Below are 21864 nucleotides of genomic sequence, written 5' to 3' on the forward strand. Positions count from 1 at the left end.
CTTATTCCTGTAACTGTTTCGGGTCAACCTGCTTCACGGTGGACAGCTTCTGCACCATGCTGGTGGTCTGCTTGCGACCACCGAACATGTTGAATTCACTGTCGCCGTTACAACCGTCCCCGAAGCTGAAGCCGCAGCCGTTGCGCTCGCCGTAGGCGTCTGCATCCGGGAAGGCTTCCCTGGCCAGCTCACGGTGGCTGGTGGGGATCACGAAGCGGTCCTCGTAGTTGGCAATGGCCAGGTAACGGTACATTTCATCGGCCTGGGCCTTGGTCAGTCCCGCTTCCTGCAGTGCCCGCAGGTCTTCCTTGCCTTCCACGGTTTCAGCCCGCTTGTACAGGCGCATGGCCATAATGCGTTTAAGGGCACGAACGATCGGCTTCTCGTCACCGGCAGTCAGCAGATTGGCCAGGTACTTCACTGGAATCCGCAGGCTTTCGATCTTCGGCAGCACACCGTCAAACTCCACCTTGCCGGCTTCCGCCGCAGACTGGATCGGGCTCAGGGGCGGCACGTACCAGACCATGGGCAGCGTGCGGTATTCCGGGTGCAGCGGCAGGGCCAGTTTCCAGTCCACTGCCATCTTGTAGACCGGGCTGCGCTGGGCAGCTTCGATGACGTTCATCGGGATACCGTCTTTCTTCGCCTGCTCGATGACCTTCGGGTCGTTCGGGTCCAGGAAGATTTCCAGCTGCTTCTCGTACAGCTCATGCTCGCCCGGCGTGCTGGCCACTTCTTCAATGCGGTCAGCGTCATAGAGCAGCACACCCAGGTAACGAATGCGGCCGACACAGGTCTCGGAGCACACGGTGGGCAGGCCGGCTTCAATGCGTGGATAACAGAAGATGCATTTTTCGGACTTGCCGGTTTTCCAGTTGAAGTAGATCTTCTTGTACGGGCAGCCGGAGACACACATCCGCCAGCCACGGCACTTGTCCTGGTCGATCAGCACGATGCCGTCTTCCTCACGCTTGTAGATAGCGCCGCTCGGGCAGCTGGCTACGCAGGCAGGGTTCAGACAGTGCTCGCACAGTCGCGGCAGGTACATCATGAAGGTGCTTTCGAACTGCCCGTAGATGTCCGCCTGAATCTGGTCAAAGTTCTTGTCCTTGCGGCGCTTGGAGAACTCCGTACCCAGGATTTCTTCCCAGTTCGGGCCCCATTCGATCTTCTGCATGCGCTGGCCGGAGATCAGCGAGCGCGGCCGCGCGACCGGCTGGTGCTTGCTGTCGCCCGCGGTGTGCAGGTGCTGATAATCGAAGTCGAACGGCTCGTAGTAGTCGTCAATTTCCGGCAGATCCGGGTTGGCGAAGATATTCGCCAGCACCCGGAAGCGGCCGCCGATCTTCGGACGGATCTTGCCGGAGCTGTCACGCATCCAGCCGCCCTTCCATTTGTCCTGGTTCTCCCACTCTTTGGGGTAGCCGATACCGGGCTTGGTCTCGACGTTGTTGAACCAGGCGTACTCCATGCCTTCACGGCTGGTCCATACGTTTTTGCAGGTCACGGAACAGGTGTGGCATCCGATGCACTTGTCCAGGTTCAGTACCATGCCGACTTGGGAACGGATTTTCATTTTACAGCCTCCTGAACAGTGTCATTACCTTCGCCATCGAGCCAGTCGATGTTGTGCATCTTGCGCACCACCACGAACTCATCGCGGTTGGACCCTACGGTGCCGTAGTAGTTGAAGCCGTAGGAATACTGGGCGTAGCCGCCAATCATGTGGGTCGGTTTCGGGCATACCCGGGTGACCGAGTTGTGGATACCGCCCCGGGTGCCGGTGATCTCGGACCCTGGAATATTCACAATCCGCTCCTGGGCGTGGTACATCATCACCATGCCCGGCATCACCCGCTGGCTGACCACCGCCCGTGCCGCAATGGCGCCGTTGGCGTTGAACAGTTCGATCCAGTCGTTGTCCTCAATACCCAATTCTTTTGCATCGTCTTCGCTCAGCCACACAATCGGGCCGCCGCGGGACAGGGTCAGCATCAGCAGGTTGTCGCTGTAGGTGCTGTGGATACCCCACTTCTGGTGCGGCGTGATCCAGTTCAGCGCTTTCTCGGCGTTACCGTTGCTGCGCTGGTTCAGCATGCTGCTGACCGTCTTGGTGTTGATGGGCGGACGGTACACCAGCAGGCTCTCACCGAAGGCGCGCATCCACTCATGGTCCTGGTAGAACTGCTGACGGCCGGTCAGGGTGCGCCAGGGAATCAGCTCATGGACATTGGTGTAGCCGGCGTTGTAGGACACGTGCTCGTCTTCCAGGCCAGACCAGGTCGGGCTGGAGATGATTTTGCGCGGCTGCGCCACGATGTCCCGGAAGCGGATCTTTTCCTCCTCCTTGTTCTTCGCCAGGTGGGTGTGATCCAGGCCGGTCATTTCCGACAGCGCGGCCCAGGCTTTCACCGCGACCTGGCCGTTGGTTTCCGGCGCCAGGGTCAGAATCACTTCCGCGGCATCGATGGCGGATTCGATCTTCGGCCGGCCGTCGTTGGCACCGCCGATATGGGTGTAGTTCAGCTCCTTCAGGAAGTTCACTTCCTTCTCGGTGTTCCAGTTAATGCCCTTGCCACCGTTACCCAGCTTGTCCATCAGCGGCCCAAGAGAGGTAAAGCGTGCATAGGTGTTCGGGTAGTCCCGCTCAACGGTGATGAAGTTGGGCGCCGTCTTGCCCGGAATCAGCTCGCACTCGCCCCGCTTCCAGTCCTTCACATCAAAGGCCTGGCCCAGTTCGGCCGGCGCATCGTGCAGCAGCGGCAGGGTAACCACGTCTTTCTCGACACCCAGGTGACCCTCGGTGGCTTTGGAGAAAGCCTTGGCAATGCCCTTGTAGATTTCCCAGTCACTGCGGGCTTCCCAGGCCGGATCAGTAGCGGCGGTCAGCGGGTGAATGAACGGGTGCATGTCCGAGGTATTCAGGTCGTTCTTCTCGTACCAGGTTGCGGTCGGCAGAACGATGTCGGAATACAGACAGGTGGTGGACATGCGGAAGTCCAGGGTCACCAGCAGGTCGAGCTTGCCCTCAGGCGCCTCGTCGTGCCACTTCACCTCGGTTGGCTTGACGCCACCTTCGTGGCCAAGATCTTTGCCCTGCAGGCCGTTCTTGGTGCCCAACAGATACTTGAGCATGTACTCGTGGCCCTTACCGGAGGAACCCAGCAGGTTGGAGCGCCACACAAACAGGTTGCGCGGGCAGTTCTGCTTCGCCTCCGGGTCTTCACTGGCGAACGCCAGGGAGCCGTCTTTCATGGATTGCGCGACATAATCGGCTACTTCCATACCCGCTTTCTCGGCTTCTGCGGCAATACCCAGCGGATTGCGGTTCAGCTGCGGTGCGGAGGGCAACCAGCCCATGCGCTCGGCACGTACGTTGTAGTCGATCAGGCTGCCACCAAATTTGGACTTGTCCGCCAGCGGCGACAGGATTTCGTCCACACCCAGTTTCTCGTAGCGCCACTGACCAGAGTGGGCATAGAAGAAGGAGGTGGAGTTCATGTGGCGTGGCGGGCGCTGCCAGTCCAGACCGAATGCCAGGGGTTGCCAGCCAGTCTGCGGGCGCAGTTTCTCCTGGCCGACATAGTGTGCCCAGCCGCCACCGCTCTGGCCAATACAGCCACACATGATCAACATGTTGATCAGGCCACGGTAGTTCATGTCCATGTGGTACCAGTGGTTCATACCGGCACCGACGATGACCATGGAACGGCCCTTGGTCTTGTCGGCGTTGTCGGCGAATTCACGGGCAATACGGATCACCTTGTCGGCGGGAACACCGGTGATTTTTTCCTGCCAGGCCGGTGTGTAGGGCTTCACTTCGTCGTAGGAAGTGGCGCCGTCGTCATCGCCCAGGCCACGGCTGATGCCGTAGTTGGCAACCATCAGGTCATAAACGGTGACCACACGGCCTTCGGAACCATCCGCCAGCTGAACCTTGCGGGAGCCCAGCTTGTGCTTGAGGATGTCCTTGATTTCGACATGCTTGAAGTGGTCGTGCTCGATACCGCCAAAGTACGGGAAGGCCACATCGACGACGTCGTCGTGCTTTTCGACCATGGACAGCTGCAGCTCAACATCGTTGCTGCTTGCAGTCTGCTTCAGGTTCCACTTGCCCTTCTCGCCCCAGCGATAGCCGATGGAGCCGTTGGGGGCGGTCAGCTGATTGGTTTTCTCGTCAATGGCAATGGTTTTCCACTCGGGATTGTTCTCTTCCCCAAGGCCATCCACCAGGTCACTGGCACGCAGGAAGCGGCCCGGCACGTAGCTGCCATCGTCCTTCTCTTCCAGCATCACGAGGTAGGGCATGTCGGTGTAGCGACGTACGTAGTCGGTAAAGTACTCGCTGGGCTTGTCTACGTGGAATTCCTTCAGAATCACGTGGCCCATGGCCATGCCCAGAGCGGCGTCGGTACCCTGCTTGGGGTTCAGCCACTCATCAGACAGCTTGGAAACTTCGGCGTAGTCCGGGGTGATGGCAACGGTCTTGGTGCCCTTGTAACGCACCTCGGTGAAGAAGTGAGCGTCGGGAGTACGGGTCTGGGGTACGTTGGAGCCCCAGGCAATGATGTAGCCGGAGTTGTACCAGTCGGCGGACTCGGGCACGTCGGTCTGCTCGCCCCAGGTCTGCGGGGAAGCCGGCGGCAGGTCGCAGTACCAGTCGTAGAAGCTCATGCACACGCCGCCGATCATGGACAGGTAACGGCTGCCGGCAGCGTAGGACACCATGGACATGGCAGGGATCGGCGAGAAGCCGATGATACGGTCCGGGCCATACTGCTTGGCGGTGTAGACGTTGGATGCCGCGATCAGCTCGTTGACTTCATCCCAGCTGGAGCGCACGAATCCGCCCATGCCGCGACGGGGCTTGTACTCGGCGGTTTTCTTGGGGTCTTCCACGATGGAAGCCCAGGCGTCCACCGGATCGTTGTGCTGCATCTTGGCGGACCGCCAGAGCTTCATCAGATGCTTACGCATCAGCGGGTACTTCAGGCGGTTGGCGCTGTACATGTACCAGGAATAGCTGGCACCACGGGGGCAGCCACGGGGCTCGTGGTTGGGTAGATCCGGACGTGTACGGGGATAGTCAGTCTGCTGGGTTTCCCAGGTAACCAGACCGTTCTTGACGTAGATCTTCCAGCTACAGGAGCCGGTGCAGTTGACGCCATGGGTGGAACGCACAACCTTGTCATGCTGCCAACGCTGGCGGTAGCTGTCTTCCCACTCACGGCTGACTTCGTGGGTTTCGCCGTGGCCGTTCGCGAACGGCTCGCGCTTCTTCCTGAAGTAGTTCAGTTTGTCGATCAAATGACTCATGGTCTCTCTCTCCGTCGTCCGGATCATTGTTCCGATTTGAGACCATTGTGTGGGAGAAAAACCCTGAAATCTGCGTGGTTACTACCACATAACCCACCTCTACCACCCAAGTGGTAGGGGCGCTATACACCCTTGTGTAACAATGTCTGACGCTCCTCGCGACGGTGGTCACGGGCGAACAGGAACAGACTGCCCGTCAGCAGTATGAAGAGAATCATGAACATGGCCGTACCCACGCCTACCCAGTAAATCATGGCGCCGAAAAGCACGGGCAACAGAAAGGCCACCAGGCAGGCACTGAATAGCAGCATGCCGGCCGCGAAGGCGGGTGCCTCACGGTTTTCCGCAATGACCATGCACTGAAGGGCACCCATGGCGGAGCCAAGCGCCATACCCAACAAGACGATAAAGAAGCCTTCCAGCACGAGTGGCAGGGCCAGTTCAATGGCGATCACTGATTCAATTCCTTGTACGGACAGCGTCATCGGCGGGTAGGACAACACGAACAGGGCAACCAGACAGACCGCCAGCGAACGCACGATCACACGCCCTGCCCCGTAACGGTCCGACAGCCCTCCGCCAACAATCTGTGCCAGGGCCCCGGGGATCACAAACCACAACGCCAGCCGCGCCCCCGACTCCATGGTTAGCAAGAAACGGGACGACATGAAATCCGGCAGCCATAGCGCCAGGGAAAAAAAGCTTCCGGCTATAACGCCAAAGTAAAGATACAGCCGCCATACCCGCGGATTTTCCAGGCGACGCAGTAATTGCCTGGCGCTGGTTTCGACATCCGGATCGCCACGGGAATCGGAATCGTCTGTCAGCAACACCAACAGGGCGGTCATCAATAGAAGAACAACAAGGTAAGCGAGCGGCACGCCATTCCAGGAGAACGCCTGCAGAATCAATGGCACAAGATAGTAATTGAAACCAGCGCCCGTCACACCCGCACCAAATATGCCCAGTACGAGGCCCATATGCCGGGGCGAGGCATGCCCGGTTACAAATTGAAGCCCGGCACTGTAAAAACCGCCGGCGAGGCCCAGCCCGGCCGCAACCATCAGGTAGCCGGCCCAGGTTTCCACCAGCAGCAGTAGCGCCATACAGATGGCAAGCCCGAGCAGGCATGCAATCATGACCCTCCTTGCGCCCAACTTCTGGGCGGCGATTCCCGCTGGCACCGCCAACAAAGCGCCGGCCGCCATGGGCGTTGCCAGCAACAGGCCGAATTCCAGGCTACCCAGTCCCAAAGCATTCCGAAGATACGCGCCCGCCACGGCAAATATGGTCCAGCATCCGGCAGCAATAATAAAGCCAACGACCGCCAGTGGAAGAACCACTGCCAGCGAGGTCAGTTTATCGTTATCTTCGTCGTCCTGGACTGAATAAGGCTGCATGACAATATCCACCGAAAGCCAACTTGCAGTTTCGGGTTTTGCCCTGTTCAGGGTCAAAGACTATGATGGGGGATCGCCCATTGGGGTAATTACGGGTGCTTGACTATCCTCAAGGAGGTACACTCAGGGGGATTACCGCCCTATTCGCTGTACCCGATGAAGAGACCAGATGACACGCAACAGTCCCCTCGTTAAACGCATTTCCATAGTAGTTGGCGCCGTTGTACTGACCGCGATTGTCAGCATGGCAACAACTCTCGGGGTATCACGCAGCATTGAGGGTAATGCGACTGCCATCAATATTGCCGGCTCATTGCGTATGGGCGCCTATGAGCTGCTTGCACGCTCCGCTGCGGACCCCACAGAAGATCAATCCACCACCTTCATGGCCGGACTGGAAGCCTACCAGGAACGCATGGCCCACCCGGACTTCAACCGGGCAATCCCTGATGCCGATGACCATCCGCTGGCCAAACAGCACCAGAGGATGGAAGCCCTCTGGCTGGAAGAGCTGCGACCAGCCCTCATCGCCAACGCCCCGAACAGTACTCGGGTGACGGAAGAACTTATAACGGTGACAGAGCGCTATGTGACTGAGGTCGACAAACTGGTCAGCATGCTGGAGCATCGGACCGAGGCTCGCGTCGACTTGTTGCACCTGATCCAGATTATCAGCCTGGTGTTCTCGATCCTCATCATTTTCGGGCTGTTCCTGGATATCAAAAAAAGGGTACTTCGCCCCCTGAGCAAGCTGATGGACATCGCGGTCGCAGTGGGCGAGCAGGATTTCTCCCACAAGGCCAACCTGAAAGGCTCCGATGAGCTGTCCCAACTGGGGGCTGCTTTCGACCAGATGACCAGTGAACTCGCCCTGAGCTACCGCGAGCTCAAAGAAGAGGCGATGACAAAGACCCGCGAACTGGAGAAGAGCCACGCAGCCCTGGAACTGCTCCACTCTTCCAGCCGTTCACTGTTCGCCAATCACGATCTTTGCAGCGGGGCTATCCCGATGCTCCAGGACCTTGAACAGTTACTTGGGATTGGTCCCATCCGGCTGTTCCTGCACGACAAGAACTCCGCCGAACCGGTCCAAGCCATTACGACCTCGACGAAGGAACGCCCGTTCTACTGCAAGGACCACCATTGCGATGCCTGCCTGGTGACGCCGGAAGTGTTTGATGAGCTGCCCTCCGAGGGCAATGACGGCCGAAGGTTGCTGTTACCCATTCGCACACCAGGGCAGCTGTTGGGTACCCTCGAAGTCTGGTACCCCGCCAGCAAGGGGCTTTCACAGACCGCCCGCCGCCTGCTGGAAACCCTGAGCGACCAGTTGGCGACAGCGATTTTCCTGGAGCGCCAGATTACCGAAGAGCAACAGCTCACCCTGGCAGAGGAACGCACTGTGATAGCGCGGGAACTCCATGATTCCCTGGCCCAGTCACTGTCCTACCTGAAAATGCAGGTAGCACGGCTTCGCCGTCTCGACATCACGGGCGAGCATGAAAAGGTCCACCATGACATTCTGGAAGAGCTGAGCACCGGTCTGAACAGTGCTTACCGCCAACTACGGGAATTGCTGACCACCTTCCGGCTGAAACTGGATACCCCCGACCTGGCCACCGCCTTACGGCAAACGGCGCAGGAGTTCTCTGAAAGGCTGGGCAACGACGTGAAGCTGGACTATCGTTTGCCCCCACAGACGCTGTCGCCCAACGAGGAAATCCACACCCTTCAAATTGTCCGCGAAGGGTTGGCCAATGCGGTAAAACACTCTGAAGCATCGGAAATTCTGGTGCAGGTACTGTTTGAATCTCCCCGGGTACAGGTCAGAATACTTGATAATGGTAAAGGGCTGCCCGCCGGTAACCAGCCGGCGCAGCACTACGGCCTGATCATAATGCAGGACCGGGCCCGCACTCTGGGCGGGAAGGTTAACGTTCTTAACCGTGACACCGGCGGTGTGGAAGTGGCTCTGAGTTTTGTACCCAAGAGCAGGCACCTGATTACATCCGAAGCCGCCGGCGGCTGAGCATTGCTACACTACGTCAAATAATGAGAGGAACCATGGCTGACTCACCAGCAAGCATACTGTTGATAGACGATCACCCTTTGCTTCGTCAGGGCATCAAACAACTGATCGAAATGGAAGACGATATGCAGGTGGTTGGCGAGGCCAGCAACGCCGCTGACGGTATTCGCCTGGCACAGGAGCTTGAGCCCGACCTGGTGCTGATGGACCTCAACATGCCGGAAATGAATGGTATTGAGGCACTGAAAAAGCTGCGTGAAGGAAGCATCAGCTCCCGCATCGTCATGTTTACCGTGTCGGATCATGAGGACGACGTGGTTGCGGCGCTACGAGCCGGCGCTGATGGTTATCTGCTGAAGGATATGGAACCGGAAGACATGATCCGACAGCTGCACGAAGCCGCCGTAGGCAAGATGGTGATCAGTGACCGCCTGACCGCCCTGCTGGCACAGGCTCTGAGATCCCAGAAGCCGCAGCAGGCGTCGCGGCCGGATTTCGACAGCCTGACCCCACGGGAAAAAGATATCCTGCGACTGATTGCCGAGGGTCTGTCCAACAAGATGATCGGCCGCAAGCTCGATATCAGCGACGGCACCGTGAAGGTGCATGTGAAACACCTGCTGAAGAAGCTGAACCTGCGCTCCCGCGTTGAAGTTGCCGTCTGGGCGGTAGAGGAAGGCCTGCACAAGGGCTGAGTTATATCAAATTACTGCAGTGTGCTTTCCGGTACTCTGGGCAGGTTTCTGACCGCCCGGAGTAAACCATGGCCTTTCCCCTACCTTCCGTTGCCTCACTGAACGGCCCGCTTCTCGACCAGTCCCTGGCGGTGCTCAGGGAGTATCTGCCCTCGCCTTTTCCCGTGCTTGCCGCCATAGATCGGCGCATTCCAGTTCCGATCAAGCAACTGGCCGCTGAAGAGCCACTTAACCGACTCTTTTCAACCGCGATTACTGACGGTGAATTCGATGATTTTGAAGGGCGCCGGATCCGGCTGGAAGCAACAGGGGGACAACCAGGCATTACGGTTGGCTTCTGGGCTGGTCGCCTGCGAATCGTTGATGGCCCGGGCGAAGCCACTATCCGGGGTCCCCTGAGTGCCTTCAAAACGCTGGCAGAGCGCCGTCAGGACCCTGACCAGCTCTTCTTTCAGCGCCAATTGGTGATCGAAGGCGACACAGAGCTCGGATTAGGGCTGAAAAACCTGCTTGATAGCCTGGAGTGGGATTTCACCATTCGACGTTTTTTGTTCCGCCGAAAATAATCCGGTTACTCCCCCGCCTTTCTTGATAACAATCAATATTAATACTTCTATTTTTAACGGCCGATGTAGCACCTCCCCTGCTTATCGGCCCGCTCCTACCGAAAGGCCGAATTATCGATACCAAAGCCCAAGAAAATTAGGCCGAAGGTACCATTTATCCACTTCTTTCCCGCAGCCTACAGTGAACAGGACCGGAAAAATATCCGGCCACAAACATTCATTATAAATGCTGGAGACTACTATGAAGTGGACCGATCCGGATTTCAAAGACCTGAGATTGGGCTTTGAAGTAACAGCCTACGTTTACGTTCGCTGACGTGCCGTTGTGTTCCCGCAGGCAGATCCCGCTGCGGGAACCACTACAGACTCTTGCCCACTCAACGTATGAGGCACCCCATGGCTGATTCAAACAATCACAACAGCCTGGCCCGGTTCAGCATTGCCCCGGTTTTCATGTTCCGGTGGGAGGAATCCCAGCAGGCCCATGTGCTGATGTACCCCGAAGGCATCGTCAAGCTGAACCCTACAGCCGGCGAAATCCTGACTCGCTGCAACGGGGCGAACACGGTGGAAGACATCGTTCACCAGCTGTCCGAACTGTTCTGCGAACAACCCGAATTCATCGAACCCCGTGTTCACCAGTTCCTGGAGGTGTGCCATGGCAAAGGCTGGATCCAACCTCAATCTTGATGGCCAGGGCAACCCGGTGTGGCTGCTGCTGGAACTGACCTACAAGTGTCCTCTCAAGTGTGCATTCTGTAGCAACCCCACTGATCTCGATGCCCACCAGGATGAGCTGACGACCGCCGAATGGAAAAAGGTGATGCATGACGCCCGCAACATGGGGGCCATGCAGATTGGTTTCTCGGGTGGCGAACCTACCTTGCGTAAGGACCTGGAAGAGCTGGTGGCAGAAGCCAACGATCTTGGGTACTACACCAACCTGATTACCTCCGGCATCGGCCTTACCCGCAAGCGGCTGGAAAACCTGAAAAAAGCCGGGTTACGTCATATCCAGCTCGGGTTCCAGTCAAGCGACCCACAAACAGCCCATTGGCTTGCGGGGGTGGACTGCTATGAAAAGAAAATCAACATGGCACGGGAGATCAAGGCCCTTGGTTTTCCCATGGTTCTAAACGTCCCGATCTCCAGCCTGAACATTCATCAGGTACCGGACATCATCAGCCTGGCCGCGGACATCGGTGTGGAATACCTGGAGCTGGCCAATGTGCAGTACTACAACTGGGCGCTGGTGAACCGGGACCAACTGATGCCCACCCGGGAAGCGCTGATAGCCGCAGAGGCGCAGGTTGCCGAAGCCCGCGAACAACTGGGCGACAGCATGACCATTTTCTTTGTTATTCCCGACTACTACGAGGGCCGCCCCAAGGCCTGCATGAATGGCTGGGGCAGCATCCACCTGACCATCGCGCCGGACGGTGTGGTACTGCCCTGTTCACAGGCCCGCTCACTGCCAGGCCTAGACTTTCCGGGCGTCCGCGATCATGACCTCGCCTCGATCTGGCACGAGTCCGAGAGTTTCAACCTTTACCGGGGGGACAGCTGGATGAAGGAGCCTTGCCGCAGCTGTTCCGAAAAAGAGCAGGATTTTGGCGGTTGTCGCTGCCAGGCCATGCTGCTGACCGGCGATGCCGCCAATGCAGATCCTGCCTGCAGCAAATCGCCCCATCACCACATCGTCCAGGATGCCGTGGCCAGTGCACTTGCCTCCAAGCAGGACCACTCCCGCCTCATCGCCCGCGATGTGGGCTGGGTGCCCACGGAGATGTAATATGAGCTGGACATTGATGGATATCGCCCTGCGCTGGCTCCATATCGTGTTTGCCCTGATCTGGATTGGCCATAACTATGCCAATGCTGTCAAAACGCCGAAATTCATTCCCTTACGTATCGAGCCTGACGAGGGAAGCGAAGGCTCCTCCGACCTGACCCGACGCATGCGCCAGGAACACGGCACCTTCCGCTATGCCTCCCTGGTGGTACTCGCCTCTGGCGCTCTGATGCTCTGGAACCGCGGCATTCTTGCCGACGCCCTGATGCTCCAGGGCTACCATGCAGTCATCGGCGTCGGCGCCTGGATCGGCATCATCATGGTGCTGAATCTCTGGTTCGTGCTCTGGCCTCATCAGAAGAAGGTGCTGGGTTTTGTGGCGGCACCGGCCGCAGAGCGCATCCGCTGTTCAAGAATTACGTTCCTGTCGTCCCGGACCAACACCATCCTATCTTTCCCGCTGATCTTTTTTATGGCTGCGGGAAGTCATGGGCTGGCGCTGTTCTGATGAACGGCAGGGAAAGGGTCCATAACTTTGCCGCAGGGCCGGCTGTACTCCCTCCGGATGTACTGGAGCAGGCGCGGGCAAGCCTGTCTGACTGGCAGGGACTGGGCTTTTCACTGTTGGAGACGCCCTTCACCGGTGATGAATTCAAGGCGTTGATGGACACCACCCGGCACCAGATAAAGACCGCCCTGGCAGTACCGAATGGCTATCAGGTGCTGTTTCTGCAAGGTGGCGCATCGGCCCAGTTCTCACTGATTCCGCTGAACCTGTTACCGCCAGCCGCCATCGCCGGCTATGTGGAAACGGGCCACTGGTCGGCAAGGGCAATTGAAGAGGGGCGCCGGTACGGCCGGAGCCAGGTAGTCGCCAGTGCCCGCGGCACCGGTTTTGATCGTGTCCCGCCAGTTACTGAATGGGCGTTGAATGACGATATCCACTATTGCCATGTAACGCCCAACGAGACCGCAAACGGTGTCCAGTTTCCCGGCGACCCGGATTGTGGCGATATCCCGCTGATTGCGGATATGACATCCGAGTTCCTGTCTCGCCCTGTCGAGATCGAACGCTACGGCATGATCTACGCGGGGACCCAGAAAAACCTCGGCCCAACCGGCCTGGTCATCGCCATCATCCGCGAGGACCTGCTGGGGCAGGCACGGCCGGAAACCCCGACGGTATTCAACTACCGGACACAGATTGAACGCCAGAATCGCATCAACACACCCCTGATGTTCGGCATTTACCTCGTTCACCTGATGCTAGACTGGCTTGAGGAAAAAGGCGGCGTCAAGGCTATTCATCCCCACAATATGGCCCAGAGCCAGGCTCTGTACCGGGTTATTGACGAAGACGATTTCTATGATTGCCCGGTGATGCCCGAGTACCGTTCCATCATGAATGTGTGTTTTGGCACCCGGGATGAAAGCCTGCAGCAGCGATTTCTTGCCGAGGCTGAGGCCATTGGGCTGATGAACCTTGCGGGGCACAGCCACGCCGGCGGACTTCGCGCCAGCCTCTACAATGCCCAGCCGGATGAGGCGGTTGCAGCTCTGGCCTCTTTCATGACCGATTTTCGCCAGCGTTATGGCTAGCCTTCTCACCAGGCCGGCCAGTGCCCGGGCGCAGGCCTTCGCAAGAGCCTGCCAACTGGCCAGCGCCCCCTTGCCGGCATGGGAACGCCTGGCGCAAAGTGCCGGCCCCGTCAGCTGTATGGGCCTTTCCTTCCCGAACCGCCTGGGAATAGCCGCGGGTTTTGATCGTTCCGGAACACTCGGACGGGGGGCCGGCAACCTGGGGTTTGGCGCGATCGAACTGGGCAGTTGGACTCAGGCAAACTGGCCCCGAATCCTGCCGGTCCAGCGCACTCAGGCAATACTCGATACCCGCCTCGGAATTCGGTTGGCCACAACAGCCCCGGTATCACCGGAGCAGGAAACTGTGCAACTCCGTCACCTCATCGAGCGGGCCTGGTCAACGGCGGACTACCTGACCATAAGTCCGGGCTGGCTTCAGCAGCCAGTGCCTTTCCGACAGCTCCACACCAGTCTGCGTCGATTGCGGGAAACCCAGCTGGCACTCGAAAGAAAAACCCGGAAATTCTGCCCCATTGTCTACAAGCTACAGGTCCAACCGGGAAATGAAGATGTCTGCAACCTCGTGCCGTACCTCGGCTGCCAGGGAGTCGACGGTATCCTGGTAAGCTTCGATTTCGGCAAACCGGTCACCCATGCCCACTACCGCCGATGGCGGGAGCCTGCACTTCAGGCCAGTACCTGCCGCACCATTGAGGCCTGCCGCTATCACCTGAAAGGGAGCTCGGCCCTGCTGACCAGTGGCGGTGTAGGTTCGCGCCAGGACTACCTGGACCGGACCAATGCCGGGGCCGACCTGGTGCAACTCCACAACGCCCTGGTGTTCGAAGGGCCCGACATTGGCTGGAAACTCAGTCAATAACCTGAACCAGGCACTCGTCAGAACCACGGTCATGTAACCGGCCGAAGGGATGGAGGGCTAGCCCGTGCTCGCTGGCCTTTTTCTCGAAAGCAACTCGGTGCTCTTCGGCCACACAAACCAGCAGCCCGCCACTGGTCTGGGGATCGCAAAGTAGCGTCCTGTCCTGATCTGTCAGGCCCTCAAAGGCATTACCCAACGATGCGGCATTGCGGTGGGAGCCACCGGGAATACAGTCCGCATCAATGTAGCGTGCAAGGTTCGATAGCTGCGGCACTGCATTCCGGTTAATGGTGGCACCAACGCCGCTCCCGCGGCAGATCTCCATCAAATGGCCAGCGAGACCAAAGCCGGTTACATCCGTCATGGCATGTACACCCTCCATTGCCGCGAAGACCTCGCCCACTTTATTAAGAGAGCACATGGTTTCGACGGCGACCGCGAGATCTGCTTCGGTAATCTGGCGCTTTTTCAGTGCGCTGGTCAGAATCCCGACCCCAAGTGGTTTGGTGAGGTACAGAAGATCGCCGGTCTGGGCGGTATCGTTACGCACGATTCGATTCACCGGTACCTGGCCAGTAACGGCCAGGCCGAAGATCGGCTCCGGCGAGTCGATACTGTGTCCGCCGGCCAGTGCTATTCCTGCATCGGCACATACCGCTCGACCACCCTCAATCACCTGCGAGGCAATCTCCGGTGCCAACTGGTTCACCGGCCAACCCAGTATGGCGATTGCCATCAAGGGTTTCCCGCCCATGGCATAGACGTCACTGATGGCATTTGCAGCTGCAATTCTGCCAAAGTCATAGGCGTCATCCACCACGGGCATAAAAAAATCTGTGGTGCTGATGATGCCCAGACCATTGCCAACATCCATCACGGCAGCATCATCCCGGCTGGCATTGCCGACCAGGAGTCGCGGATCGTGAAAATCAGGGGTCGTAGTGTGAAGAATGCGGTCCAGAACATCCGGCGCAATCTTACAGCCACAGCCGGCTCCGTGACTGAACTCGGTAAGTCGCGTTGACAAAATACAGCCCTTTATTGGTTACGTTCTATTGAGACAGTGTCGAGTTCACTGCCCATTGGGGAAAAGGCTTCCAGCATTCAATCCAGTCTGCCAGTTTTTCCTGGGCCATTGGAGGTGAAATTGCGTAGCCCTGTGCGAATTCACAACCGAGGTTTAAAAGAACCTCACCCTGTTCTATGGTTTCCACGCCTTCTGCGATCAGCTCTCTGTCAAAAACCCGGGATAAGCCGACAATGCTTCTCAATATCGAAAAATTCTCTTCTGTATCGCCAACCCCACTTACAAACTCGCGGTCTATCTTGAGGGTGTGGACGGGTAACTGTTTAAGATAAGAAAGCGAGGAATATCCGGTACCAAAGTCGTCCAGGGAAAACGTGACGCCAAGCCGCCTGCACTCATCAATAATATTCACTACCCTATCAAGCTCACCGAGGGTTGCCGACTCCAGTATTTCCAGGTCAAGACGACCCGGCTTCAGCGCCGGGAACCGTCCAAGCATGTTCCGCAGCCCCTCAGCGAATCCCGGTGCCTGCAATTGAATGGCTGCCACATTCACACTGATATTTACGTGAATTCCCTGGCTGTCCCACGCACTCATCTGGGTAAGGGCCTCGAATAGAACCCACTCACCCACTTCAACCATTAAAGGATGGTGTTCAATTGCTGGCAGAAAATCGGCAGGGGAAAGAAAACCCTTATTCGGGTGCTGCCAGCGAATGAGCGCCTCCACCCCTTTTAACTCTCCTGTTCTCAGGCTTACTTTCGGCTGATAAAAAAGTCTGAACTGTCCGTTTTCGAGACCCGTTCTGATTTCCGAGAGAAGCTGCTGTCGGGACCGGCCTGCTTTCTTTTCCTCAGCATCAAGGAATAGCCAGCTTCCTTTGAGCTCCTGCTTGGCGCGGAAAAGGGTATGGTCTGCCTGGCGCAGGAGCATGTCGGCCCCTTCATCGACGTGCCCCAGCTCATTATCAGGAAACAGTACAATTCCTGCTGTAAAAGAAACCAACGCCGAGCCGCCTCCCAGGTCGAAAGGCTGGCGGCTGGTCAGTTGTAAAGCGGCCAGCCTGATTTCAACCTGACTGGCATCTGGAAGCAGCAGGGCAAACTCATCCCCACCGATGCGGGCGAGAGCGGCATCGGGCGGTAGCGCATCCAGCCAGCGCCGTGCAAGTAAGCCAAGCATACGGTCGGCTGTTTCTTCCCCGAAACGCGCGTTAATCTCGTGAAAGTTGTCCAGATCAATGGAAACCAGCGCAGCAGAGTCATCCTCCAGATCCTCGCGAGCAAGCAACTCGCGGATAAGTCGGGTAATTCCGTTTCGGTTCCATAAGCCAGTGAGGGCATCCGAATAGGCGAGAAACTCCACTTGCTTCTGATGATCGCTCGCCTGAGCCTCAAGAGCCTGGTGTAATCGCTCACTCTGCAGGCGCTGCAATTCGTCCTCGGCTTTTTGCCTGGCCATCTTTTCCCGCATAAGCTGAATGGTGCTGGCAGACAGAGTGCCGTAGATCTCCAGCAAGGCATTGACGAGCACCGATACAGAACCACTCAGCTCCGAATCCACATACTCTCTCGCCTCCTTCAAAGACTTACCTGCCTCCAGAGCTTTCACAGTCAATGCCATACGCCTGTCAGATTCCAGAATATGAAAGGCAAGCCAGCGGGTCAGGTAATCAAACAGTTCAGCCAGAACATCGTCCGGTGGGGCTGTGCTTTGGCGAAGGGTCTGGATCTGGGCAAAAAACATCTGATGGGATTCGTGGTGATTCCGGGACACATCAGATATGCCGAGACTTTGCTCCCAGATACTCTCCTCGTACTCGAAATGATAGGAAGCGTAGGCGAGAAGTTCGTCTAACAGGCCAGAGCCATCTTCCTCCGAACTGCTGGAGGCAAAATGCCACGCCAACCGGTTCAGAATGTTCACCAGCACTCGATGCTGGTCGTCAATCTCTTTCAGTCCGGTTTCGAAGTTACAGTTCCAGGGAAAAATCTCAAAGGCATCCGACTCTTTCGCGCGATGTTGGGTCACGTTATCCGGACTCCCATGTGGCAAGGCAACCAACAACAGTGTAGCCCATGTTGCCACATCAGACTCCTCAATTAATGCGGCAGCCTGCTCAAATCAATCCCAACTCCAGTCGCGCCTCCTCTTCCAGATTGTCGTAGCTCCAGGGGGGATCAAACACGATATCTACCCTTGCATCTTCAACATGAGGTACCTGTAACAACTTGCCTTTCACGTCGCCGGCAATAATGTCGCCCATGCCACAGCCCGGCGATGTCAGGGTCATTTCAACCCGCACACCATGCCGGTTCTGGTCTATATCCAGTTTATAGATCAGCCCCAGGGCGACCACATTCACCGGAATTTCCGGGTCATAGACCAGTCGCAGTGAATCCCAGCATTGCTGCTCACTTATCCGCCCATCCTCCGGCGGCTCGAACATGATGGCGTCCGAGTGAAAGCCCAGTTGTCGTGTAACCACCGGAGAAAGACGGTACAGGTTGCCGTCGTAGTTAACCGTAAAGCTGCCCCCGAGCGCCTGGGTAACCGAGACGGACGCACCCTCAGGAAGAGTGACGGCGTTTCCGTATGGCACTCGCAAGGCTTCACAGTCTTGCGACAAGACGAAGGTCTTGGGTGGCTTTGCCGGCTGTTTCGAATTCGGGGCCTTGATGGTCAGGCATTGGAGCTTGTCCTCCCCCTGAACACCAATCTGCATATCCTGCAGGTATGGAACACTTGCCCCATCGAAATACAGTATCAGTTCATCAAACTCTTTGCGGACATCCCCGGGCGACTCTTCGCCCGGTGGGCAGAAGGCCAGGCATGTTTCGGCGTGCTGGGTGCCGGCCTTGTCCACATAAACACGCGCCGCCATCCCGGGCACCTCCTGCTTCGTCAGCAGAGTGGCCAGATAGTCACGGGCTTGCGGTGTTACATCAGCGTTGATGTTCACGAACCACCTCACCTTTTCTGCGTTTTTCACGATCCCGCTTGACCTGGTTGGCGTTGCATTCATTACTGACAAGATCCAGCCATCTCAGGTGCTGATCCCAGACTTTGTCTTCAATATGATCCGGCTTGTTACAGGTCATCATTACCTCCCGGCATACCAATAAAATGAGAATGGTTCTTGACATCATTAAATATGTATTCTATATATATCTTAAAGTAAGAGAGGAGCATCTGCAATGAATTATCAGGACATCATCGGCAACTGTCATGAAACCACCGTCGCCCAACTGGCCAGCCGGTGCCCCCAGACTCTGGATGTATTCCGCAAGTACGTTCCGGAAATTGACGCTCACCGCCGGACAACCGTCGACATCGTCGCATCCATTGCCGACGTCAAGCCACAGCGGTTGTGTCAGGAACTGTTTGATACGGTGATGGAACACACACCCCTTGAAGAACTGGACACGGATGTACTGCTGGAGCTCATATCAAGGAGCTACGATGCCGGCCATCTTGAGCAATTGCCCAGGCTGCACCGGCTCGCCCGCAAAATCGAGGCGGTACACAGGGCCAACCCGGACACACCGAAAGGCATAACTCTGGCCATCAAAAAGCTGGAGCACATTCTGGTTGATCACATAGAACGGGAGCACGCCTATGTTCTGAAACGGATGGAGCATGATCAGCCACCCAATCCGGACACACCGATTGCCCAGATGAACGAGGAGCACTCCATTATCAAGCGACAGCTGAAAAAACTGCGCAAGATAACCCGGGACTACCGGGCGCCAGAGTCCGCATGCCGGTCCTGGAGACGGTTTTACAGGGAACTGAAAGCCTTGGACTTCAGGTTGTCCGAGCAGATTTACCTGGAACGGGACGTGTTATTCCCGAGATTCCAGTTTTGAGAGGAGAACCAGCAATGAATGATCAACAACCACCGATTGAAGACATGGACACAGACGTGCTGCTGGAGCTCATATTAAGGGGCGGCTTTACCTGAGCCGGAACCTGCTGCCTACAAGATTTCAGTTCCGACAGGACGACAGGACGACAGGATCATCTATGTGAAGCGAGAGAGTGACAGCGCAACGCAAATAGTCTGCTAAGGTTTAACTGACACTTTTTTACATAAAAGGCGCCAGCATGTCCAGCTTCACAGTTCGACTCTACCGCTACAATCCAGAACAGGATGAGGTACCTCACAATCAGGATGTCGAGGTTGGTGGTGAATACCGAAACCGCATGGTGCTGGACGTGCTGGAACACCTGAAAACCCGGGACCCTACCCTGACGTTCCGCCGCTCCTGCCGGGAAGGCGTTTGTGGCTCCGACGGAATGAGCATTAACGGCCGCAATGGACTGGGTTGTATTACCAACGTAGCGGATGCCCTGGGTAAAAAGAATGTTCTGGAGATTCGGCCACTTCCGGGCATGCCCGTAATCCGGGACCTGGTGGTTGACCAGTCCCTGTTCTTCAAGCAGTACGAGCGGGTTATGCCCTGGCTGATCAACGATACGCCCGACCCCGCAATTGAGAGACTGCAAAGCCCGGAGGACCGCGCAAAGCTGGACGGGTTATACGAGTGCATTCTCTGTGCCTGTTGTACCTCCGCCTGCCCGTCCTGGTGGTGGAACCCTGAAAAGTACATCGGGCCGTCCGGGTTGCTACAGGCATACCGTTTTCTGTCAGATTCCCGGGATACGGCTACAAGAGAGCGCCTGGAAAAACTGGAAGACCCGTTCAGCGTGTTTCGCTGCCGCGGCATTGGCAACTGCACAGCCTATTGCCCAAAAGGGCTCAACCCCATGAAGGCGATTGGCCACATCAAGGCGATGCTGATTCGGGAGCAGATCTGAATCATTTTGATCTGCCCAGAGCACTTGATTTATCTTCAAGAAGACAGCAAAGACCTCTGATAGTCTGCGGGGATATCTTTTCTTCCCGAGGATTAGCAATGGCAGACAATCCCCGCAGCCCTGACTGGAACCCCCGCGCCGATGAGGTTCTGGGTGACCAGATACATGCCTACGACGCCATGCGCGCGGAGTGTCCGGTCGCATGGAGTGATTACCAGCACTGGACGTTATTCAGGCATGGCGATGTTTTGCGGGTGCTGGAAGACCACCAGACGTTCAGCAGTGCGGCATCCAGCCATCTTTCGGTCCCCAATGGGATGGATCCGCCCGAGCACACGCCCTACCGACAGGTCATCGAGCCTTATTTCTCGCAACAGGCAATGAGCCAGTTCGAGCCAACCTGTCGCAGCATCGCCCGCAATCTTGTCAATAACCTGCCAGATGGTCGGCCGTTCGATGTTGTTGAAGAGTTCAGCAGAGCCTTCGCCCTGCAGATACAGTGCGCATTTATGGGGTGGCCCGACGCCCTTCACGAACCTTTGCGGGAATGGGTTCTGAAAAACCACCAGGCAACCCTGGCCCGTGACCGGGAGGCCATGGCTGACGTTGCCCATGAGTTCGACGGCTATATTCACGACCTGCTGGAAACCCGACGCCAAGCCGGAACCGACGCCCCCAGAGACGTCACCACCTCACTGATGGAAGAGACCGTCAATGGTCGAACCATGACCGATGAAGAGCTCACCAGCCTTCTCCGGAACTGGACTGTGGGTGAACTGGGCACAATTAGCTCCAGTGTATCCATTCTTGTGAGCTACCTGGCTGAACATCCCGACCTGAGACAGAGCCTGGCCAATGATTCCGTCGAGCTGTCGGACGCGATCGATGAGATACTGCGGATGGACGCGCCGCTGATGTCCAACCGTCGTGTTACAACCCGGGATGTAGAGATTGGCGGAAGAAAAATTCCCGCCGGTGAGAAAATCACCATCCTGTGGGCGTCGGCCAATCGCGACGAGAGCGTTTTTGGTGATCCCGATGCGTTTTGCCCACACAAAAACCGTGACCACAACCTGCTCTACGGCGCGGGCGTTCATGTCTGCCCCGGCGCACCCCTGGCGAGAATGGAGCTCAGGGTTCTGATGGAGGAATTTCTTGCTGCTGTCGACACGCTGGAGCCTGCTCCTGACCAACGACCTGAACGGGCGGTTTTCCCGACGGGTGGTTTCAGTTTTCTACCGATGGTTATTGGAAAATCACAGGAAGATTCCCTCAATGTGAGGTAAGGTTTCTGTTCCAGATCAAAATCTGTCCACCGGTTTCGGACCGACCTTGGAGACGGGGCGGAACCCACAAAAGAGGAAATCTAATGGATAAACATGACAGCGAACTCCCCAAGACCTTCGTTGCCTTCAGTGAACGGTTTCCAGAGCTTCAAGAAGCACACAAACAGCTCGGGAAAACCCTTGCCGATGCTGGTCCTCTGGATGAAAAAATGCGGGCTTTGGTAAAGCTGGGCATTTGCGTAGGTGCCGGGCGCAAATCAGCCTTACAATCCCACATTCGCCGCAGTCTGGAATTAGGCCTCACTCGCGAGGAAATTGAGCACGCGCTGGTGCTGGGTATGAACACATTAGGCTTTCCGGCAACAGTCGCTGCCTGGCAGTGGGCTCAAGAAGCACTTTCAGACTCGTAATCTATCGCCCACCACTGCTGGGACAGCCTCTGAAAAATCGATACCCCACTTGAGGGCCGC

At 57.1% G+C, this 21864-nt stretch carries 20 protein-coding genes; 13 read left to right on the forward strand and 7 right to left on the reverse strand.

Annotation, left to right across the window (positions count from 1 at the left end):
• Nucleotide 1: 1 nt before the first annotated feature.
• The 3 genes from narH to FO268_RS03365 form a co-directional block, all read right to left on the reverse strand.
• A complete protein-coding gene (gene narH, locus FO268_RS03355) occupies nucleotides 2-1576 on the reverse strand; it encodes a nitrate reductase subunit beta (protein WP_150989570.1) in 1575 nt (524 codons plus the stop codon).
• Nucleotides 1573-5316 (reverse strand): nitrate reductase subunit alpha, encoded by a 3744-nt coding sequence (locus FO268_RS03360; protein ID WP_150989573.1) that lies wholly within the window; start codon nucleotides 5314-5316, stop codon nucleotides 1573-1575. Before FO268_RS03360 ends, narH begins: the two co-directional genes overlap by 4 nt.
• Before the next feature lie 122 nt (nucleotides 5317-5438).
• Nucleotides 5439-6716 carry an MFS transporter gene (locus tag FO268_RS03365; RefSeq protein ID WP_150989576.1) on the reverse strand — a complete coding sequence of 426 codons (1278 nt, stop codon included), beginning with the start codon at nucleotides 6714-6716 and terminating at the stop codon, nucleotides 5439-5441.
• A 169-nt stretch (nucleotides 6717-6885) separates the two neighbouring features.
• Here FO268_RS03365 and FO268_RS03370 point away from each other — a divergent pair, with 169 nt between their 5' ends.
• From FO268_RS03370 to FO268_RS03410, 9 genes are all read left to right on the forward strand, one after another.
• Nucleotides 6886-8745, forward strand: a complete 1860-nt coding sequence (locus tag FO268_RS03370; protein ID WP_150989579.1) for a histidine kinase — start codon at nucleotides 6886-6888, stop codon at nucleotides 8743-8745.
• Nucleotides 8746-8780: 35 nt separating this feature from the next.
• A complete protein-coding gene (narL, locus tag FO268_RS03375; RefSeq protein WP_150989582.1) occupies nucleotides 8781-9440 on the forward strand; it encodes a two-component system response regulator NarL in 660 nt (219 codons plus the stop codon).
• 68 nt (nucleotides 9441-9508) lie between these two features.
• The gene (gene ubiT, locus FO268_RS03380; protein WP_150989585.1) at nucleotides 9509-10006 is read left to right on the forward strand and encodes a ubiquinone anaerobic biosynthesis accessory factor UbiT; all 498 of its coding nucleotides are present in this window, start codon (nucleotides 9509-9511) and stop codon (nucleotides 10004-10006) included.
• A 241-nt stretch (nucleotides 10007-10247) separates the two neighbouring features.
• Entirely contained in the window at nucleotides 10248-10322 is a 75-nt protein-coding gene (gene pqqA / locus FO268_RS23320) for a pyrroloquinoline quinone precursor peptide PqqA (protein WP_099617646.1), read from the forward strand.
• Between the two features lie 80 nt (nucleotides 10323-10402).
• Nucleotides 10403-10696 carry a pyrroloquinoline quinone biosynthesis peptide chaperone PqqD gene (pqqD, locus tag FO268_RS03390; RefSeq protein ID WP_150989588.1) on the forward strand — a complete coding sequence of 98 codons (294 nt, stop codon included), beginning with the start codon at nucleotides 10403-10405 and terminating at the stop codon, nucleotides 10694-10696.
• Nucleotides 10665-11798: a pyrroloquinoline quinone biosynthesis protein PqqE gene (pqqE, locus tag FO268_RS03395; RefSeq protein ID WP_150989591.1), complete on the forward strand. Its 1134-nt coding sequence runs from the start codon at nucleotides 10665-10667 to the stop codon at nucleotides 11796-11798. The genes pqqD and pqqE overlap by 32 nt, the downstream gene beginning before the upstream one ends.
• 1 nt (nucleotide 11799) lies before the next feature.
• Nucleotides 11800-12306 (forward strand): urate hydroxylase PuuD, encoded by a 507-nt coding sequence (locus FO268_RS03400; protein WP_150989594.1) that lies wholly within the window; start codon nucleotides 11800-11802, stop codon nucleotides 12304-12306.
• Nucleotides 12306-13397 (forward strand): 3-phosphoserine/phosphohydroxythreonine transaminase, encoded by a 1092-nt coding sequence (serC, locus tag FO268_RS03405; RefSeq protein WP_150989597.1) that lies wholly within the window; start codon nucleotides 12306-12308, stop codon nucleotides 13395-13397. The genes FO268_RS03400 and serC overlap by 1 nt, the downstream gene beginning before the upstream one ends.
• Nucleotides 13390-14259, forward strand: a complete 870-nt coding sequence (locus FO268_RS03410; protein WP_150989600.1) for a beta/alpha barrel domain-containing protein — start codon at nucleotides 13390-13392, stop codon at nucleotides 14257-14259. The genes serC and FO268_RS03410 overlap by 8 nt, the downstream gene beginning before the upstream one ends.
• Here the strand turns inward: FO268_RS03410 and selD are convergent.
• The 4 genes from selD to FO268_RS22790 form a co-directional block, all read right to left on the reverse strand.
• Entirely contained in the window at nucleotides 14249-15286 is a 1038-nt protein-coding gene (selD, locus tag FO268_RS03415) for a selenide, water dikinase SelD (protein ID WP_202336528.1), read from the reverse strand. The two genes, FO268_RS03410 and selD, sit on opposite strands and share 11 nt — an antisense overlap.
• Nucleotides 15287-15311: 25 nt before the next feature.
• Nucleotides 15312-17318 carry a putative bifunctional diguanylate cyclase/phosphodiesterase gene (locus tag FO268_RS03420; RefSeq protein WP_150989606.1) on the reverse strand — a complete coding sequence of 669 codons (2007 nt, stop codon included), beginning with the start codon at nucleotides 17316-17318 and terminating at the stop codon, nucleotides 15312-15314.
• Between the two features lie 88 nt (nucleotides 17319-17406).
• A complete protein-coding gene (locus FO268_RS03425; protein WP_150989609.1) occupies nucleotides 17407-18249 on the reverse strand; it encodes an iron-sulfur cluster assembly protein in 843 nt (280 codons plus the stop codon).
• Nucleotides 18233-18388, reverse strand: a complete 156-nt coding sequence (locus tag FO268_RS22790; RefSeq protein ID WP_191966811.1) for a hypothetical protein — start codon at nucleotides 18386-18388, stop codon at nucleotides 18233-18235. The genes FO268_RS03425 and FO268_RS22790 overlap by 17 nt, the downstream gene beginning before the upstream one ends.
• A gap of 96 nt (nucleotides 18389-18484) precedes the next feature.
• Between FO268_RS22790 and FO268_RS03430 the strand changes: the two genes are divergently transcribed.
• The 4 genes from FO268_RS03430 (at nucleotide 18485) to FO268_RS03445 (ending at nucleotide 21804) form a co-directional block, all read left to right on the forward strand.
• Nucleotides 18485-19156, forward strand: a complete 672-nt coding sequence (locus FO268_RS03430) for a hemerythrin domain-containing protein (RefSeq protein WP_150989611.1) — start codon at nucleotides 18485-18487, stop codon at nucleotides 19154-19156.
• A gap of 238 nt (nucleotides 19157-19394) precedes the next feature.
• On the forward strand, nucleotides 19395-20108 hold the full coding sequence (locus FO268_RS03435) for a succinate dehydrogenase iron-sulfur subunit (protein ID WP_150989614.1): 714 nt from the start codon (nucleotides 19395-19397) through the stop codon (nucleotides 20106-20108).
• Nucleotides 20109-20206: 98 nt separating this feature from the next.
• Nucleotides 20207-21394, forward strand: a complete 1188-nt coding sequence (locus FO268_RS03440) for a cytochrome P450 (protein WP_150989617.1) — start codon at nucleotides 20207-20209, stop codon at nucleotides 21392-21394.
• A gap of 83 nt (nucleotides 21395-21477) precedes the next feature.
• Complete coding sequence (locus FO268_RS03445) at nucleotides 21478-21804, forward strand: carboxymuconolactone decarboxylase family protein (RefSeq protein WP_150989619.1); 327 nt, start codon at nucleotides 21478-21480, stop codon at nucleotides 21802-21804.
• The last annotated feature ends 60 nt before the right edge of the window (nucleotides 21805-21864 follow it).

It is taken from the genome of Marinobacter denitrificans (assembly GCF_008795955.1).
GTDB classification, from domain to species: domain Bacteria; phylum Pseudomonadota; class Gammaproteobacteria; order Pseudomonadales; family Oleiphilaceae; genus Marinobacter; species Marinobacter denitrificans.

Excerpts from the sequence above, each read along its gene's own strand:
- narH (WP_150989570.1), bottom strand. The coding sequence starts at position 1,576 with ATGAAAATCCGTTCCCAAGTCGGCATGGTACTGAACCTGGACAAGTGC.
- FO268_RS03360 (WP_150989573.1), bottom strand. The coding sequence starts at position 5,316 with ATGAGTCATTTGATCGACAAACTGAACTACTTCAGGAAGAAGCGCGAG.
- FO268_RS03365 (WP_150989576.1), bottom strand. The coding sequence starts at position 6,716 with ATGCAGCCTTATTCAGTCCAGGACGACGAAGATAACGATAAACTGACC.
- FO268_RS03370 (WP_150989579.1), top strand. The coding sequence starts at position 6,886 with ATGACACGCAACAGTCCCCTCGTTAAACGCATTTCCATAGTAGTTGGC.
- narL (WP_150989582.1), top strand. The coding sequence starts at position 8,781 with ATGGCTGACTCACCAGCAAGCATACTGTTGATAGACGATCACCCTTTG.
- ubiT (WP_150989585.1), top strand. The coding sequence starts at position 9,509 with ATGGCCTTTCCCCTACCTTCCGTTGCCTCACTGAACGGCCCGCTTCTC.
- pqqD (WP_150989588.1), top strand. The coding sequence starts at position 10,403 with ATGGCTGATTCAAACAATCACAACAGCCTGGCCCGGTTCAGCATTGCC.
- pqqE (WP_150989591.1), top strand. The coding sequence starts at position 10,665 with ATGGCAAAGGCTGGATCCAACCTCAATCTTGATGGCCAGGGCAACCCG.
- FO268_RS03400 (WP_150989594.1), top strand. The coding sequence starts at position 11,800 with ATGAGCTGGACATTGATGGATATCGCCCTGCGCTGGCTCCATATCGTG.
- serC (WP_150989597.1), top strand. The coding sequence starts at position 12,306 with ATGAACGGCAGGGAAAGGGTCCATAACTTTGCCGCAGGGCCGGCTGTA.
- FO268_RS03410 (WP_150989600.1), top strand. The coding sequence starts at position 13,390 with ATGGCTAGCCTTCTCACCAGGCCGGCCAGTGCCCGGGCGCAGGCCTTC.
- FO268_RS22790 (WP_191966811.1), bottom strand. The coding sequence starts at position 18,388 with ATGACCTGTAACAAGCCGGATCATATTGAAGACAAAGTCTGGGATCAG.
- FO268_RS03430 (WP_150989611.1), top strand. The coding sequence starts at position 18,485 with ATGAATTATCAGGACATCATCGGCAACTGTCATGAAACCACCGTCGCC.
- FO268_RS03435 (WP_150989614.1), top strand. The coding sequence starts at position 19,395 with ATGTCCAGCTTCACAGTTCGACTCTACCGCTACAATCCAGAACAGGAT.
- FO268_RS03440 (WP_150989617.1), top strand. The coding sequence starts at position 20,207 with ATGGCAGACAATCCCCGCAGCCCTGACTGGAACCCCCGCGCCGATGAG.
- FO268_RS03445 (WP_150989619.1), top strand. The coding sequence starts at position 21,478 with ATGGATAAACATGACAGCGAACTCCCCAAGACCTTCGTTGCCTTCAGT.